We start from the raw sequence: 15,881 nt of genomic DNA, 5'->3' as shown, positions 1-15,881 counted from the left end.
CCGTCGGCCGTTCAGGGAGCGGGGAGGTACTTGCGGCCCAGGGTCAGCCAGCCGGTTTTGGTCTGGTCCTGGGTGGCGTTCGCGAAACGCAGCGGCATGCCGTTGGCCAGGGGATTCACGGGGCGCAGCAGCAGCGTGTAGTACCCGGGGGCCAGTCCGCTGACGCTGAGGGGTGCTTTCCACTGGACCGTCATCCCGGGCTTCACCGCAGGGAGCTTCCACGGCGTGGTCCAGGTCCGGGCGGTCTTTCCGGCAGCGTCCACGGCGGCGATCTGGACGGGCCAGTCGTAATAGAAAGGAGCCACCCCAACATTGCGGACCGTCACGCTGACATCGCTCTGGCCGCTCACCGTTCCGCGGGACACGGCGAAGGCTGTGGCCTGCAACCGGTAGCCGAGGGACTGCGACGCCGCGAGCGCGTTGCTGAGCGATTGACCGGTGTAGCCGGGGCTGAAGGCGTGCTGGTTCAGCAGCCAGGAGGCGTGGGTTGCCTTCACGCTGTCCGGAAAGTTGTTGTCCGCGCCGCTCTCCACCACAGGGCAGAGCATAGGGGCGTCGAAAATGCAGTGCTGGATCTCGGGCCGCAGTTCTCCGCCCACCGGCTGGGTAAGCCATTTGCTGGTGGCGCCGGCCTGGGCCATCTTGTCCATGAAGTGCCAGCCCGTTCCCGGGAGCGTGCTCACGGCGAACGAGTCGTCGTGGTAGCCCACGGCGAGGCTGCTGTTGGCGGCGTCGGGGTACCGCACCTGGAGCTTCGTCCTGGTGAACGCCTTGGTGTAGGCCTGCAGCACGCGCTGCTGGGACGCCGCGGATGCAAGCCAGTTCTCCGGGGACGCCCACCCGTCGTGGGGGTAGGTGTGCCATTCGCCCCAGAAGCCCAGGAGGCCCATTTGGATGAACCCGATCCGGGCATCGCCGTTGTACCGGGACCCTAGGGCGGCGATGAAACCGTCCAGGGCGTCCAGGAGTCGGGGGTCGTCATAGTTTGGGGACACGCTGATGCCGTTGTTGCCGTGATCCCAGTAGGCGCGGGTGGCAAGGCCCGAGTTCAGAAGGTAGGCGGGGACGCCGGATGGCCTGCCCGGGTAGTCCAGGTAGAACCGGAACACGGACTGGTGGCCGCGCGCGGCGATGGCGTTCAGCTGGGAGTCGAGGGCCGACCAGTTGTAGGTGCCGGGGCCGGTGACCACGGCGTTGACCGGCAGGTAGAACCACTCCATGGAGTGGGGCACTGCGTTGTAGCTGCCCGCGTAGGGGACGAATCCTGCCAGCGGGTTGGCCGCCGGGGCTGGCCCGGCCGCCAAGGGAACCCACTCCCCCGTGGTGTCGGCCGCTTCGGCCGCCGGCTCGGCGGATCTGGACGGGACCGTCAGCAAAAGAGCAGCCAACAAGAATGAAACAGAAACCGCAGTCAAAAGCCGTCCGCCCTGCCGGTGACCGCGCAGGCGATACCCCCATGTACCCATGTTCACTTCCCCCTGAGACCAAGCAGCGAAACCCAATAGTGAGACCAGGAACTTCTCACGCCGCTCCCAAACGGCGCGTCAAACTCAGTACTTCGGACTGATCCTAAAGCCAGTCACCACACTCTCCTCAAGGGTTTCCGGGAATCTTTTTGGACTCTTTTTCCGGACGCCCCCACTACCCCAAGGCAGATCGCATGACATCCATGACTTCCCCGTCCCCTTCGCTACCGGTCGATGGCGGGAAACCGGCTCCACCACGTACCGCCCTTGACCAGCCGCCGCTGGTGGACCCTTCGGTGCTTGAGCGGTTGCGGACGGAACTGGAGGACTCCTCCGGGTACACCCGGGTGTTCGTGGCCAACTACGTCAGGTGTCTCCCGGGCAGGGTGGAACGGCTCCGCGTCTCCCTCACCACCGGCGATTGGGCAGGATCCTTCGACGCCGTACTCAGCTTGAAGACCACCAGCCAGATGGTGGGCGCGGAACTGCTGGCATCCTTGGCTCTGGAGCTGGAGGCCGAACTGCGCAGTGCCGCCTCCGCGGACCCCACCGTTGCCCTGCCGCGGTACGCCGCGAGGTTCCTGGCACCGATCAACAGGTGCAGCACCAGGACCATCCGGAGCCTTGCCTCGCGGGGCCGCGGGTTGTGGGAACCGTGACCGTTCCACGCCGGCGGCGGCGCATCCCCAGCGGTCAAATCGAGCGGATTTGTATGCCTGCCCGGGGATCCCGTGGCGAAGTGCGCTTCCCGAACCTACACTGGGAGACGATTTGTAAGGGTGAGCCGGTTTTCCGGGACAAGAGGTGGACAACATGGCGGCGAGGGACGGCCGGGTGGAGCCGGCGGAGCTGGACGACATCGACCGGAGCATCATTGCGGAGCTGACCCGGGACGGCCGGATGTCCGTGACGCAGGTGGCCGAGAACGTCCACATTTCCCGCGCGCACGCGTACACGCGCATCAACCGGCTCACGGCGGACGGGGTGCTGTCACGGTTCACGGCGGTGGTGGACCCCATCAAGGCGGGGCTGAAGTCCTCCGCCTACGTGACGCTGAAACTGAAGCAGGACGCCTGGCGGGAACTGCGCGAGAAGCTCGGCGCCATCCCGGAGGTCCACCACATTGCCCTGGTGGGCGGCGACTTCGACGTAATCCTGCTGGTCCGCGCCGTGGACAACATCGACCTGCGCCGGGTCATCTTCGACCAGCTGCAGTCCATGCCCGGGGTGCTCGATACCCAGACGTTCCTGGTGTTTGAGGACGTGGATACGCGGTAGCTCGGCGCCAGATGTGGCGTTGCCTCGCCATGGCACATATTCAAGAAGTGCAGGTTTCTGCCACTTATGCCGGGGCGGATGCGGCGATTCGGTTGGACCGCCGCATTTAGGATCGGGGCCTGAATGTTCTCGATGCTGGCATGAAAGGTGACTGGACCGCGGATGACCGGGCAGCCCTTCAAGCTGCTATCGATGGGGTCAGTGCGGCATCGACCGGCAAACCCGCTCTCACTCTTCATGTCCCGTGGTCGCTACCGCGCCACCCGCCCCCTCACCGACCGGAACTCGGTGCTTGGTCATGAAGGACAATGTAGCCATCAAGATGGACGAGGGCGCTGTTCTGTAGCTGGAACCTACCGCCACACTATCGTCTACCCGCATGACCTTCGTGTCGCTGGGTACCTTGACAGCCGGCGTGAAGCGGGCATCCATCACGGGTCGCGGGGTGATTGATGCCTACCACCTCGACATCGCCGGTGATATGTCCTCCGGCGGCGTTCCCAACAATGGAGGTTCCATCTGGGGAGTCATGGACCGCCAGAACCACAACGACCCAACCGCCCACGTCGAGGACATCTTTGCCGGCGGTCGATTCACCATCCGCGACACCCGCATCGCCTTCGGCAGAACCAAGGCGTACAAGGCGAGCTGGCAGTCGCACCGCGAATACCCCCCCCCCCCCCCCCCGATCCCATACAACGACCTGACGCTGGATACTTGCTCCAACAGGATCATGGAGTTTGGGGAGACAGTCACCGGTCGCATCCGCAAACTCTATGTGCCGCTGTGCTACTTGGCGCCGCAGTTCCCCTTCGGGACAAACGACGTGCTGCTGGAGGACTTCACCGTCCTTTACCTTGACGGCGGACTCCGTGCTGGCCACGGCATACGATCTGACGCTCGCGAACCCCAACGTGGCGCCGCACTTCACCGCACCGACAAGCTCAGCGTCCGGAGCGCTGATCTCCGGCCTGGAGCCGCGGCCGGACTCGGTGGACACACGGCAGGTCCGATTCCGCAATGGGACGTTCAGCGACCAGCAGCCGAAGGTGAAGCGGGCCGTCCGCATGGCAGGACACGATGGCCGCCGTTTCTGCGACGTCCCGCGACATCCGCGCGGAGGAGACCATCTTCGACGGCAACGCGGACCTGACCCCTCCCTGCCTCCACGGTAGGAATTACGACGCTAAAGAGCATTGACCTAGGCCGCCCGTCGGACCTCAAGGGTGCCTAGACCGCCGCACCGAAGAGCCCGTCACGCCGCGGCACTGTGCTGTCCGCCCGGAAGAACGTGGATGAGAGTGATGTCCTCCACGACGGCTGCAGGATGCCGACGAGCTGTCTGTTGGTGCGCGCCGGCCGAACTAACGCATCGAGGCCCAAGTCATTTACGACGGCAGCACTGCTGGCGATATCAAATTCGGTCTCACTGCCCCGGCTGGGTCAACGCTAACATGGGGTTCCACGCTTGCGACGACCGGGCTGAGCTCCTCCACAGCGTCCATCCAGGCGAGCCCGGCTACGCTGGCGGGGACGATTGCGGGCGGCGCCAACCGAGCGGGAACGGACATTCACGCGCATTGTCGGGCTACTGACCGTCGACCCTGCCACGGACGGGCTGCTGCAGCTTCAGTGGGCACAAACGCATCGGCCCCAACCGCCAGCAAGGTAAACGCTGTCGGTTGGGTCCTGGTGACTCCGGTGGCTTAGCCCGCCGGGGCCTCGGATGCCTTGATGGCTTCGGCCATGATCGGGCCGAGGGTTTCTACGTAGGCACCCACAGGGTGGATGCCATCTACACGCACAGGGTTGTTCCCGATGAACGGGGGGCAGCCTTGTGCCGTGCAGAACCAGTCCCTTGTCACGATGTAGTCAATATTCTTCTGAGTCCGAGAGGCCGTCCCGACAGCCTTCTGTTCAGCGGCCGTGACATTTTCCCAGAACCCGGGAATTTTCTCGGTGCAGTCCTGTGGCTTGTTTACCGCGGTGACACATTCATTGAGGTTGGGCCCACGGGGTGGGACCCCGATCATGATGACGCGGTCCAGCGTGGACACCTGCTTAAAAAACTCCACGCCAGCATTGGTCCAGATGTCGTACGTCGTCTGGGTTGCTGGTCCGGATGGGGCTCCGGCGATTCGGCCGATTGCGTCCAGGTTGGCTGTGATCAGCAGATCGGGCTTGCGGTCATTGACCATCTGAATCGTCTTCGCCCGGTGGTCGTTGCACTGTTGGGCCGATTCCTTTGTGAGCGTCACGACGAACGTCGGGCACCCGGAGAGCGTGTACATTTCGATCCGGTAGCCCTGCGGTTCCAGAGCGCCTCGGATGGCGGGCATCCAACTAGCCGCCATGCTGTCACCAAGCACAATGGCCGTCTTTGCTGCGTCCTCCGAACCGTAAGTGCAAGTCCCCCAGTTCTTCTCCGTGACGCTGAGGCAGTTATCCCGCCACGTTTCCGGCGCCCAAGCCTTGTCGTCCAGAGCGTCCAGTGAAGGGGTCAGGTTATCCGGCCACTCACTGACGGCCAGTGACGCGTTGATCTTGGCTGTGAGCGCAGTCTGTAAGGTTGCCGGCCCGGCTGCCGCCGTTGCGCCCGGACTCGCGACGGGGGCCACTGGAACAGCTGCTGCGGAGACAGGGACCGGCCGAGAGTTGTACAAGGCCAGGCCGGCGCACGATACAGTCAGGATCGTAAGAAACACGAGCGCCGGGGTGGAAAGCCGCTTCAGCTCATCAGCGCGTCGCCGGCTGCGGGCCAGCTTGTCCTCCTGCCCCTTGCCGTTCAGCCACCGGGACCGGCGGATGGGATCTTCCAGCAAATGGTAGGAACAGGTGGATGTGAATGTCATCAGCGCTACGGCGGCGATGAAGTATTCAGGAGTTTTGCCCGGCATGATCGCGGCCAGCAGGATGATGACCGGGAAGTGCCAGAGGTACAGCGAGTAGGAGATGTCTCCGATGTAGCCGCTGACTCGGTTGGTCAGCAGGAACAGGTAACGGGCCTCGCCTCCAGTGCCTGCGAGGATGACAAGTGCCGTAGCGAGAACGGGGAGAGCGGCCCAGGGCGCGGGGAACGCTGCCTCAGTGGAAATCAGAAACACTGACGCGACGATGCCCAGGAGTCCCAGCCACGCGAGCGGTGTCCGCGCCCGTCCGGGCATCTTGGCTGCTACCCCCGCGAACACAGCCAGGAGCGCACCGACGCCGAGTTCCCATGTGCGGGAGAGAGTGGAGAAGTATGCAACGGTGGGATTGGTTGATGTTTCTATCACAGCCCAAGCGAAGGACGCCGTGACGATGATGATCATGGCGATTCCGACGGCACGGTGCGCGGCTCGCTTGTCCCACTGGGCCCGCCGTCCGCCCAGGAAGAAGATAAGCAGCATGATCCAAGGCCAGACGAAGTAGAACTGTTCTTCGACGGAGAGGGACCAGTAGTGCTGCAACGGGGAGATGGGGCCGGCCATCTGGAAGTAGTCTGTCCCTTGCGCGGCCATGTTCCAGTTGGCTGCGAAGAACGTCGCCCAGACCCCGTCCCAGAGTGTCGCTGTAGCCCTTGCCGAAGTAAAGAGGTAGGACGAAACAGCGACTGTCACGACGATGACGAGCGTGGCAGCGGGCAAGATGCGCTTTATGCGGCGCTTGTAGAAACTTGGAAAAGAAATCGTCCCCGTCTTGTCATGCTCGCGGAGCAGCAGTCCGGTGATCAGAAAGCCGCTGATGACGAAGAAGATGTCGACGCCGACGAATCCGCCGCTCGGCCAGCCAACCATGTGGTCGAGGACGACAGCAATGACTGCGAAGGCGCGGAGGCCCTGGATGTCAAGTCGGACGTTCTTGCCCGAACTTTCGCGGGCGATGATTTTAGCCATGGGGCGGCTAAGGCTTTTGAGCAGCAAGGATTCCCCCAGTTGAGACCCGGTTTGCTAGCATTCTACCGGGCAGATAAAGCCGGGAAAGCGCGTCCGCGGCCATCAGGCATCGCGGGAGGCGATAGAGTCATCGCGGAACTGGACGAAATTGACCGGAGCATCATCGCGGAGCTGACTCGGGACGGCTGGATGTCCGTGACGCAGGTGGCGAAGAACGTCCACGTCTCCCGAGCGCGCGGATCAACCGACTCATCACTGACGGGTTGCTGTCCAGGTTCACGGTGGTGGTGTGGGCACCATGACGGCGGGGCTAAAGTCTTCTGCCTTTGTGACGCTGGAACTGCAGCAGGCCGCTTGGCGGGAACTGCGCGAGAAGCTCGGCGCCATCCCGGAGGTGCATCGCATCGCCCTGGTGGGCGGCGACTTCGGCGTGATCCTGCTGGTCCGCGCCGTGGACAACATAAACTGCGCCGGGTCATCTTCTACCATCTGCAGTCCATGCCCGGACTGCTGGACACCCAGACGTTCCTAGTGTTTGAGGAGGTGGATACTCGGTAAATGAGTGGCCCGCCTTAGCCCTTTGGCCAGATCCTCGAAGCCGTCTTCACCGGGACGCCCCACCATCCAGGCCCGGTCGGGGAAGCCATGAATCTCTGCGATCTCGGACCACATTTCACCTGTGGCCCGGTGGATCGCCAGACTACCGGTATCAAGGTCTATGCGAAGGCCTGTGCCGGTGACCTCAACCGTGGCAATCACCGTGCCCGGGGTTGGTCGGCGCAGGACGTCCGCGTAGCCGAGGTCCTTCTCGCACCAGAGCCGATCATCCTGTCGAACAACCGGCCAAACGTAGCAGTTGAATGTGATGGGCCTACTCCCGCCGGCCCAGCAAGTCGGAACTGCACATAGTCGTTGAGGACAAATTCGACCGAGTACATCCGGCCGCCCACGAGCCGTGACAGAAGCGCATTCGGAACGTATGGCCTCATGATCCTCCCAGCTGTCAGCATGAGTAAGAACGATGAAGACTCTAACCCCTCGGGGCAGCGGTCCAGCGAAAATGAGCCCTCGTTAATGACCTCACGTGATGAGATAGTGTTGCTCGAGCTCGGGTGATCGGCCCACGGCGTTCCGTACGAGTGGCAGCTTGCCCGCAATAACTTTCAGTCCGATCGCCGGGAGCAGCACCACGGCCGCACCAACAGAAAGCGCGGTGAACGCTGCGATCTCCAGAGGTTCCCGCCCAGGCTGACGACGACGTCGGTGCGCTCTATCCATGAGTTCCATCATGGTGAGAGGTTAGGATCCCGTTACGGGAATGTCCTCGGTGGCCGCTACCTGTCTTTCGTGCTGAGAACTACTGGGAAGGGCGCGTACTACCGGTACCCGTCGACGATTGCCGCAGCAATTTCCTTGTACGCCCGCCGGGTTTCCGGCTTCAGCACGTCAAGGGTGACCAGGTCGCCGTCCGCCACACCGCGGTCGTGCGGCACTGCGATGAGCTCCCGACAGATGCCGGCCAGGTGCTCCTCGATGGCGTCTTTATCAACCCGGTTGGAGACTTCGTCCTTGTCCGTGATCACCACGATGGCGTTGCGGGCCAAATCCTCGTAGCCGTGACTTGCCAGCCACTGCAGCGTGCTCCGCGCACGTTTGGCGCCGGACACGGCGTAACCGGCGGCGATCACCAGGTTATCCGCGGACTGCAGGATCCCGCTCATGGCGTTGTGCGTCACGCCGGTGCCGCAGTCGGTGAGTGCCACCGAGTAGTAGCTGGAAATGAGCTTGCGGATCCGCAGGTATTCCTCGGCCGTCAGTGAGTCGGAGACCTCCGGGTCCTGCTCCCCCGCGATGAGGTGCAGCCGTCCTGCGTGGTGCATGTACCGGGCCAGGGCTGTCAGCGAGTCAACGGACTCGATGTTCTCGAGCAGATCAGTGATGGTCCGCGGGCTGGCCTGCTGGTAGATGCCTTCGCCGAGGGCGCGTTCCACGAGGTCGCCGGAGTCCGGGTTGGCGTCAATGGCGCACGGGGCGTCCCCCCGGTATTCGGCCAGGGTCAGGCCCACCCCTACTGTGGTGGAGGTCTTGCCGATGCCACCTTTGAGGCTGAGGATCGCTGTGTTGTAGCTGCCCTGCAGCTGCCGTGAGATCCGGCGGGCAAGCTCGTCCTCCTGCCGTTGCTTTGGACCGGGGCCCATGTTCCAGGCCCCGCCGGTCAGCTTGTACATGGCGCCGCGGAAACCGCCCACGGGGCGCGGCTTCTGCTCTTTGACGAACAGCCCGGGTGAGCTGATGAAGTCCGGCACGGGGCTATCGGCTATGGCCTCGGCTACTGTAGGCCGGCTGCGGCGAAACGTTGGCGCCTCGGAGGTAGTCTTCGGAGCCGGGATGGCGGCATCCTGCGCAGCGTCTCCCTGGGCGGCACGGCCGGGCACGGCAGCAACGGGAGCTGCCGGTTCTGCATCAGGTTGGGCGGAGGCTGGCAGCCGGGCGGGGACGGGCCCGGGGCCTGCCGGTTTGGCGGCGTCGGCTGCGGCTGCAGCTTCGGCCCAGGACGTCCGGCGCGTCACCGGGCTTCCGGCGTCGTTCTGTCGTGGCGTGTTGGGGGTTACGGCTGGCATGGTTCCTGTCCAGGCATCGTCCACTGAGCCGTCGGCGCGACGAAGGTCGCGGCGTCGGCGCAGCTGCGGCTGCCCTGCATCTTCTGCTGGGGCGCCTGCATTCTGATCCGCCGGTTGTGGCATGTCTGTCCCCCGGACTTTCGGCAAACTGTTATGCAGCATTAGTTCAAACAGTAAGTCTAGGTGGTTCAGCGGACGTGCTCAGCCAGGCTGTTTACTCAGTGGTGCGTGAGAGCGGCCGTCACCACCCCCGCCGTAAGGACAAGGAGAACGGCAAGCACTGTGAAGCCCACCCATTTGGGTCGACTTTTATGGGGGTTGATGTCAACATACGGCATGTTGACGACTATAGCTTTTCAGGTTCACTGCGAGGAGACGCGTCTACGCCTCTAACGGGAAGGATAAGAGGAAATTCGAAGGGTTGCTAAGAACGAATATCAGAGACGTGTCAGGACTACGCCCTTTGCCTGCCACAACCTCGTGCCACCAAGATAGGAACCACATACGGGCTGTGGCGATCTGACCAGCGTCATGAGTCAATACTCCAAGGACTAGCCAATCCTCCAAAAGTTGCATCTGCGGACGGGCCGCGCTCGCGGGCCTCTTAGGTTCTCTGCACTTCGAATTGTTAGTGGTTTCCGGCCACTCACATTCCCAAAATACCCTTCCAAACGGGCTGATATGCACATCCAAATGAGTCAGCCCGGCTATGCGGACGCCCGAGCGGATTGACACGAGCCAACAATCACTGCCGGTACTCCCCTGGCCCTCAGAGTGCGCGCTCCGAGTACTGCCGATAACCAAGTAGCGAATCAAGAGTTCTTTTAGGTAGACACCACTGTGGTCTCAACGAAACAAACAAAATACGGTTCATGAGGAGAGGAGGAGGACCCTACTTGAGGGTTCATCCCATCGCACCATTATTTATGGAAATTCGTACAACACCCAGCGAGTAGGCATGAAAATCGATTCGACAAACCAAAGCAGTGCCGCAGAAGACCAAAGGTCCCTTGGGCGTCGAGGCCTTCTACGATTTGGATCACTGCTGACGTCGATAAGTGGCGTCACAGCTATCGCGGCGTTCGGCGTCACACCCGCAGCTGCTTCGGACTTGTCTTCAACTACGCAGGCCATTACTGATTCTTCGGTCGAAACTTTGACCGCAACACTGGGGCTGAAAGCTTGGAAGATTGACCCCGCCGTCGCCTCCCTGCCACCCGGACAGCAAACAGCCTATTTCCAGAAACTATTCGCGGACATCGCAGCTCGAGGGGGCACCAATGTGGTAGAAGGAGGCGCACAGCACTTCATCGTTGCCCGCCAGAATACAACAGTCACAGGCCTGCAGAATATGGAAGTTCTATTTCTCTTACCCGCGAATACAACATTTAATGTACTAGACGGTTTCACGGTGGAACTTGACAAATCTACAACGCCTAACCCTTCCGGCCTATTGATGTTTCAAACGGGTGCAATGACGGATGATGGAACCGCGGCCCTGAAAGGTGCAACAATCGTAACAAACAACGAGACAATTGGCGGGGGTTCTATTTGGGCTTGGGGAAATCGCCGGCCCGAGCAATTCAACGCCGCAACACGAAACTTGGTTGTGGATGGCGTGACAGTGAAAGACACGCGCGTTGCAGTCACCAATGCGCGGCAAAGCCCCAGGGCACCCCTAGCCAATCAAGACAAGAACTGGCGGCTAACGAACGGTTACGTTGAAAAGTGTAACAACCGAGCCATCGAACTCTCACAGTTAGACGGAGCTCTTGTTGCAAATTGGGTGATGCGCGACGTTGAAACTGCTATTCATATTCTGGGGTACTCTAAGAACATAAGGCTAAGAAATATAGACGCCGTGACAAGAGGATCGGGGCTATGGATCAACTACGGATGCCAGGACATTGATGTGGATGGGTTGCGACTCCGCGTTGCTAGCGGGTTTGATCCATCATCGGGCACACTGGAATTCCATTCGGAACCTGCGCCAACGAGCTACACCGTCAGTAACATTAGATTTAGGAATGGGAGATTCGGCGTCTCGCCTACCGGAACTTATAAACGTTCCGTGACTTTTATGCTGCCAACAGGTGCAGTTCGGATGCTATGGGAGGATATCAAGTTCAAATCCTGCGAGTTCGACGGGGACGTAGTGATTGCCCCGGCAACAAACCGGATGGCGGGCGAAATCCGAAACGTTCGATTTGAAGACTGCGATTTCCACGGCAATATCATCAACCTTCCAACCGCCGATTATAACGCACACGACTTTCTGTTTGTAAATTGCAGCTTCACTTCAGCATCAACTCTCAAAATAAATGCAGACAATTTTCGATTTATAAACTGCAATTTTTTCCAGGCGCCCATGATTTCCGCAACGGCGAAAAACACGTACGTAAAAAATTGCGTGACGCCCAGCACCATTGTGGATAACGGATCCGGCAGCCTACTGGTGGGAAATGATGTTCTACCGCCGCATTAGACTAGGCAGTAATTGCCGCGCGCTGGCAGTGATCAACACTGGAGCAAGCTGGCAGTCTAAATCGAGTGCAAATTAACCAGATAGTCCGCTTTGGCGCCGACATAGAGGAGCTCGTAGTGGTCCGGGATTAGGTTCATGAGCTCCGTCCAAGCCTCGGCGGATGGCTCAGCCTCTACTTCAACCGTTACAGTGCTCGCACCCCTGATAACTGCAATAAGTTTCACACAATCACTATATTCGACCTAGGAGTCGTGCGGCCGTCAGGCGCCTGTCCTCCAGACTATCTAATGCCAATCTTCCGTCGTTGGGCGCCTCGATTCTTCGTGGCGGCGGTTGTTGATTGCTGGAAGCGGTCTTGATTCATGCATATGGATCACTGCTGCCAACTAGCACCGGATGACCGGAAATAGACGGAACCGAAAGTTCCATTAGTTCATAGATATTCGACACTCTCCTCCGACGGCCGGCACCACTCCAACTGTGGCTTACCCTTGCTAGGATTTCTTATTGAGCTAACAGCGGATCGCCCGATCCGGCAGGTCGAGCTTGAGCCGAATCTTTCGACCGCGAGCTGTGTCTCATTGCGATACGGGCGATTGGGATTGAAGTCAGATTGTAGATAAACTGTCCTCCGGCGTAATCGTCGAGCCATTTGTCATAGTGACCTATCTCTGTACTCGTTCAGCTTCGCCGCTGCGGCCTGAAGAACCGAACGGCGCGCATTTTTTGCCTCCGATCTGAGTCCAGTTGACGGAAGTAATGACCGATGCGTTGCTCAAGCGCCCTGGATGAGAGGACATCGTAGTGAAACCTTCCGTAGCCATCATCGGAACAAGAGGATATCCAAGCTACTACGGGGGCTTCGAAACTGCCGTCCGAAAGCTTGCCCCATTTTTGGCTGATGAAGGCTGGGATGTGACGGTCTACGGGCGTAAGGGAGCAACCCGAGACGACGATTCCTCCCGCGACACTCGGGTGAAGAGCCGACTAACAAACGGTTTAGAGACAGTTTCGCTGAGCACGCTGACATATGGACTCACGGCTTGTCTTGACGCTGCATGGCGAAAACCAGATGTCGCTCTTGTGATGAATGTGGCGAACGGATACTGGCTACCGATACTCTGGGCGCGCGGCATTCCGACGCTCGTCAACGTAGATGGCATCGAATGGGACCGTGATAAGTGGGGTCGAGTAGCCAAGTTGGTTTTCCGCCTAGGCGCTAAAATGACTTCCAAATTCGGTACTCGCATGGTCTACGATGCCGAAGCAATCGGCCAACGTTGGGCAAAAGAGTTTGGAGTAGATGGCGACTTCATTCCCTACGGCGGAGAAGGATCGCCCTTACTTCCAATTGAACCAGGGCTTGAGCCCCGCAAGTATGTTCTAATGGTGGCCAGATTCGTTCCTGAGAACACTGTGCCCGAATTTATGGCCGCAGCAGAACGGCTTGCCATAGACCATGACGTCGTTATCGTTGGGTCGTCCGGGTACGGAGGTGAACTTGAGGAACGCGTCAGCGATTTGGCGTCCGACAATCCCAAAATTCACTGGCTGGGCCATGTCAGTAATGACGCCCGTCTACTCTCACTATGGCAGCACGCAGGAGTATATTTCCACGGACATAGCGTTGGAGGTACGAATCCCGCTTTGGTTCAGGCTATGGCCGTCGGGGCGCCCGTTGTAGCACGCGACACCATCTACAACCGTGAGGTTTTGGAAGATGCAGGAATATTTACAAGCCCTTCACCCACGGACATCATCGATAATGTCAGCCGACTAATCTCGGACCCCATGAAGCAGGATGAGCTAAGCTCTCGGGCAATGGCACGTGCGCGCGAACACTACACTTGGGAGGCTGTCTGCGCGCTGTATGAACAGAGTCTTTTGCGCCTAGTTTTGCAGGCCAAAGAGACGATGCCCAAGTGAGCTTCGAAATTTCATTCTCTAATCCCTTGGGACGGACCCTCGCTCACTACGAGACGGAACTCTCAGACACCTTCCAACGTACAAGTGTAAAGAGTCATAAACTGCCTGCCAGAATAGTGGAGGGCAGGACGGGTGTCCTAGGGAAGGCACGCATGCTACGCGATGCCATTTACAATGTCTCCGAGCTGCGGAACGACGTTCATCCCAACTTGCAAATCTGGCCCAGCCTTGGTCTGCTCGAAGCCCGACTATGGGAGTCCGAACAAGCGCGTAACGTCGTTTTGATCCATGATCCAATTCCACTAAGACGACAGGTGGGTTTTGATGCGATCTCAACCCATTGGGCCTCCAAAAACGCAAAGCGAGTCTCCCCGCTGATCATGGTTCACTCGGACGATGCTCTTCGGGCAACAGAGCGGCTGTTGCCCAAGCATACGATCACCAAGGCACTTCATCCCATCAAAACAGCCCAAAATATGGGGGAGAAATCACCGGAGCCCCTTGTAGTCGTCGCGGGTCAGTACAAGCCGGAGCGTAATCTTGAGATACTCGCCGCCATAGGCCCGCATTTGAGAGCGAAGGGAATTCGAGCACAAATTTTAGGGCGTGGGTGGCCCGATGGAATTCCGGGCTGGACTGTTAGCGATAAGTTCGTCGCGGAAGACGACCTTGACGCCATCTTGGCCGCGGCGTGGTGTGTATTACTCCCCTACGATCTATACTTTCAAAGCGGCATAGCGATTCGGGCCCTGGAGAACGGGACGCTAACCGTTACACCTCGAACGTCGTTTGGCGAAGACCTCCTCGGCCTAAACAGCCCTTCAATAATTGACGACAAAAGATCACCGAGAGACACAATTTCTGCCATCGAATACACGCTGGATCACAGAGGCACGGCGGGGGAACACTTCACGCGTTACCGTGATTTAACAGATCAAAGTTGGCGGCGGGCATTGCTTTCGATATCTGACTGATCCTCCGCAAACTATGGGTTCAACGCCAGTTCCCACTAAGTCGGCTACGGGAAAAAGAGGCGGAAGTTTTTCGTACTTATCTGTAACGGCGACTTGTAGACCGCGAAGATCTAACCCGGTTCGAAGCTTCGAACGATGACATCCTGGATCGAAGTCCACCACTGCCACCATTCTCGCTGTTCAATGTTCCCATACAGGCCAAACACAGCGCCAACAAAATCCACATCCATGAGAATCCAAAAGCATTATTAAACTGCAGCATTGCAGGCCAGATCATGAGAGATACCCATATTGGCCAAACGGGAACCGAAGGATCTTTGAGCACCGTTTTAGGCAAGAGCCATGCAACAAGAAATGCAAAAGTTGCGACGATGAGCAAGCCGCCTAGACCGAACTTCCAGTACAACTCGAAGCCCTGAACGTTGCTGGTCGAAGGAACCTGACGAGACCGAGAGAAATCGAAAACCGATAGAACATCGCCCCCGAAGGGGAGAAAGTGATCGTTATTCGCTTGCCGAACAGCTGAAATGTCCCCTGTCCTAGTGTCAAGCGAATCATTATAGATTCTATCGCCCGTTGCAAACACGGCATCGAATACAAACCAGGCAGAAAATGCAGCGGGGACTGCAATGCATAGAACACGAATCCATTTACGTTCCGCGATAGACTCGAAACTCATCAGCATGGCACAGCCGCAGACGATCATTGCCGATCGAGTACCTATGAAAAAAACCAAAATAGCCAAAAACAAACCCGTTCTCCTTGCACCCACCCCTAAGGATGCGGCACACAGAAGGCTTGCAAACATTGCCAGCCAGGTCTCCTCATTAAAGAATAGAATCGGATGCGGGAGGCCGAAAGTGGTTTCACCGCGGGGATTAAGACCTGGGACCAGGACAAGTTGTACTAACGACGCCGTGAGCAGAGTCCAAGAAACAACAACGGTAAGACGACGAAGAGCAGAAAGAGGTAACTGCCTGAATACGCTCAGTGCTACGACCATAGTGAAAGCGTTCAGAACAATTTGGAGAAGAAATGACAATCGAACATCAGGTGATGTTAGCGTCATAGACGGCAAAATAGAGACGGCGGCAATGGCCATAAAGCACAATGAAACCGTCCGCACCCCTGAAGCCACCCTGTCATTATGAAGAAAGACTGGGAAAAAAGCTATCGCTATCAAGTGTGGAATGTAGAGATTTGCACTTCCTACAGTGATGGGAAACCGCTGAAAAGAGCTTCCTATTACGAATAAC

11 protein-coding genes and 1 pseudogene are annotated in these 15,881 nt (G+C 59.0%); 7 read left to right on the top strand and 5 right to left on the bottom strand.

Annotation, left to right across the window (positions count from 1 at the left end; translation table 11 throughout):
* Positions 1 to 11: 11 nt before the first annotated feature.
* Entirely contained in the window at positions 12 to 1,388 is a 1,377-nt protein-coding gene (locus AS031_RS01215; RefSeq protein WP_228379537.1) for a DUF4832 domain-containing protein, read from the bottom strand.
* Between the two features lie 272 nt (positions 1,389 to 1,660).
* On the opposite strand from AS031_RS01215, the gene AS031_RS01210 reads away from it, so the two are divergent.
* The 3 genes from AS031_RS01210 to AS031_RS19745 all read left to right on the top strand — a co-directional run bounded on the left by AS031_RS01210 (position 1,661) and on the right by AS031_RS19745 (position 3,897).
* Entirely contained in the window at positions 1,661 to 2,125 is a 465-nt protein-coding gene (locus AS031_RS01210; RefSeq protein ID WP_306589352.1) for an Hpt domain-containing protein, read from the top strand.
* 154 nt (positions 2,126 to 2,279) lie between these two features.
* Entirely contained in the window at positions 2,280 to 2,744 is a 465-nt protein-coding gene (locus AS031_RS01205) for an Lrp/AsnC family transcriptional regulator (RefSeq protein ID WP_058266933.1), read from the top strand.
* A 379-nt stretch (positions 2,745 to 3,123) separates the two neighbouring features.
* The gene (locus AS031_RS19745; protein WP_141688730.1) at positions 3,124 to 3,897 is read left to right on the top strand and encodes a hypothetical protein; all 774 of its coding nucleotides are present in this window, start codon (positions 3,124 to 3,126) and stop codon (positions 3,895 to 3,897) included.
* 553 nt (positions 3,898 to 4,450) lie between these two features.
* Here AS031_RS19745 and AS031_RS01195 read toward each other — a convergent pair.
* Complete coding sequence (locus AS031_RS01195; RefSeq protein ID WP_058266323.1) at positions 4,451 to 6,619, bottom strand: acyltransferase family protein; 2,169 nt, start codon at positions 6,617 to 6,619, stop codon at positions 4,451 to 4,453.
* Positions 6,620 to 6,727: 108 nt separating this feature from the next.
* On the opposite strand from AS031_RS01195, the pseudogene AS031_RS01190 reads away from it, so the two are divergent.
* Positions 6,728 to 7,177 (top strand): annotated as a pseudogene (locus AS031_RS01190) (Lrp/AsnC family transcriptional regulator).
* A gap of 522 nt (positions 7,178 to 7,699) precedes the next feature.
* On the opposite strand, the gene AS031_RS19380 reads toward AS031_RS01190, so the two are convergent.
* Positions 7,700 to 7,909: a hypothetical protein gene (locus tag AS031_RS19380; protein ID WP_228379536.1), complete on the bottom strand. Its 210-nt coding sequence runs from the start codon at positions 7,907 to 7,909 to the stop codon at positions 7,700 to 7,702.
* A gap of 86 nt (positions 7,910 to 7,995) precedes the next feature.
* Complete coding sequence (locus AS031_RS01185; RefSeq protein WP_228379535.1) at positions 7,996 to 9,240, bottom strand: MinD/ParA family ATP-binding protein; 1,245 nt, start codon at positions 9,238 to 9,240, stop codon at positions 7,996 to 7,998.
* 958 nt (positions 9,241 to 10,198) lie between these two features.
* On the opposite strand from AS031_RS01185, the gene AS031_RS19740 reads away from it, so the two are divergent.
* From AS031_RS19740 to AS031_RS19730, 3 genes are all read left to right on the top strand, one after another.
* A complete protein-coding gene (locus AS031_RS19740) occupies positions 10,199 to 11,725 on the top strand; it encodes a hypothetical protein (protein ID WP_141688729.1) in 1,527 nt (508 codons plus the stop codon).
* A gap of 804 nt (positions 11,726 to 12,529) precedes the next feature.
* Positions 12,530 to 13,651, top strand: coding sequence for a glycosyltransferase (locus AS031_RS01180; protein WP_058266321.1), 1,122 nt, complete (start codon positions 12,530 to 12,532; stop codon positions 13,649 to 13,651).
* 152 nt (positions 13,652 to 13,803) lie between these two features.
* Positions 13,804 to 14,625, top strand: coding sequence for a hypothetical protein (locus tag AS031_RS19730; protein WP_141688728.1), 822 nt, complete (start codon positions 13,804 to 13,806; stop codon positions 14,623 to 14,625).
* Positions 14,626 to 14,701: 76 nt separating this feature from the next.
* Here AS031_RS19730 and AS031_RS19725 read toward each other — a convergent pair whose 3' ends face one another.
* The gene (locus AS031_RS19725; RefSeq protein ID WP_158505819.1) at positions 14,702 to 15,727 is read right to left on the bottom strand and encodes a hypothetical protein; all 1,026 of its coding nucleotides are present in this window, start codon (positions 15,725 to 15,727) and stop codon (positions 14,702 to 14,704) included.
* Positions 15,728 to 15,881 lie beyond the last annotated feature (154 nt).

The organism is Pseudarthrobacter enclensis (genome assembly GCF_001457025.1).
GTDB classification, from domain to species: domain Bacteria; phylum Actinomycetota; class Actinomycetes; order Actinomycetales; family Micrococcaceae; genus Arthrobacter; species Arthrobacter enclensis.
The sequence above is the reverse complement of the archived record's forward strand: the minus strand, read 5'-3'. Positions and strand labels throughout refer to the sequence as shown.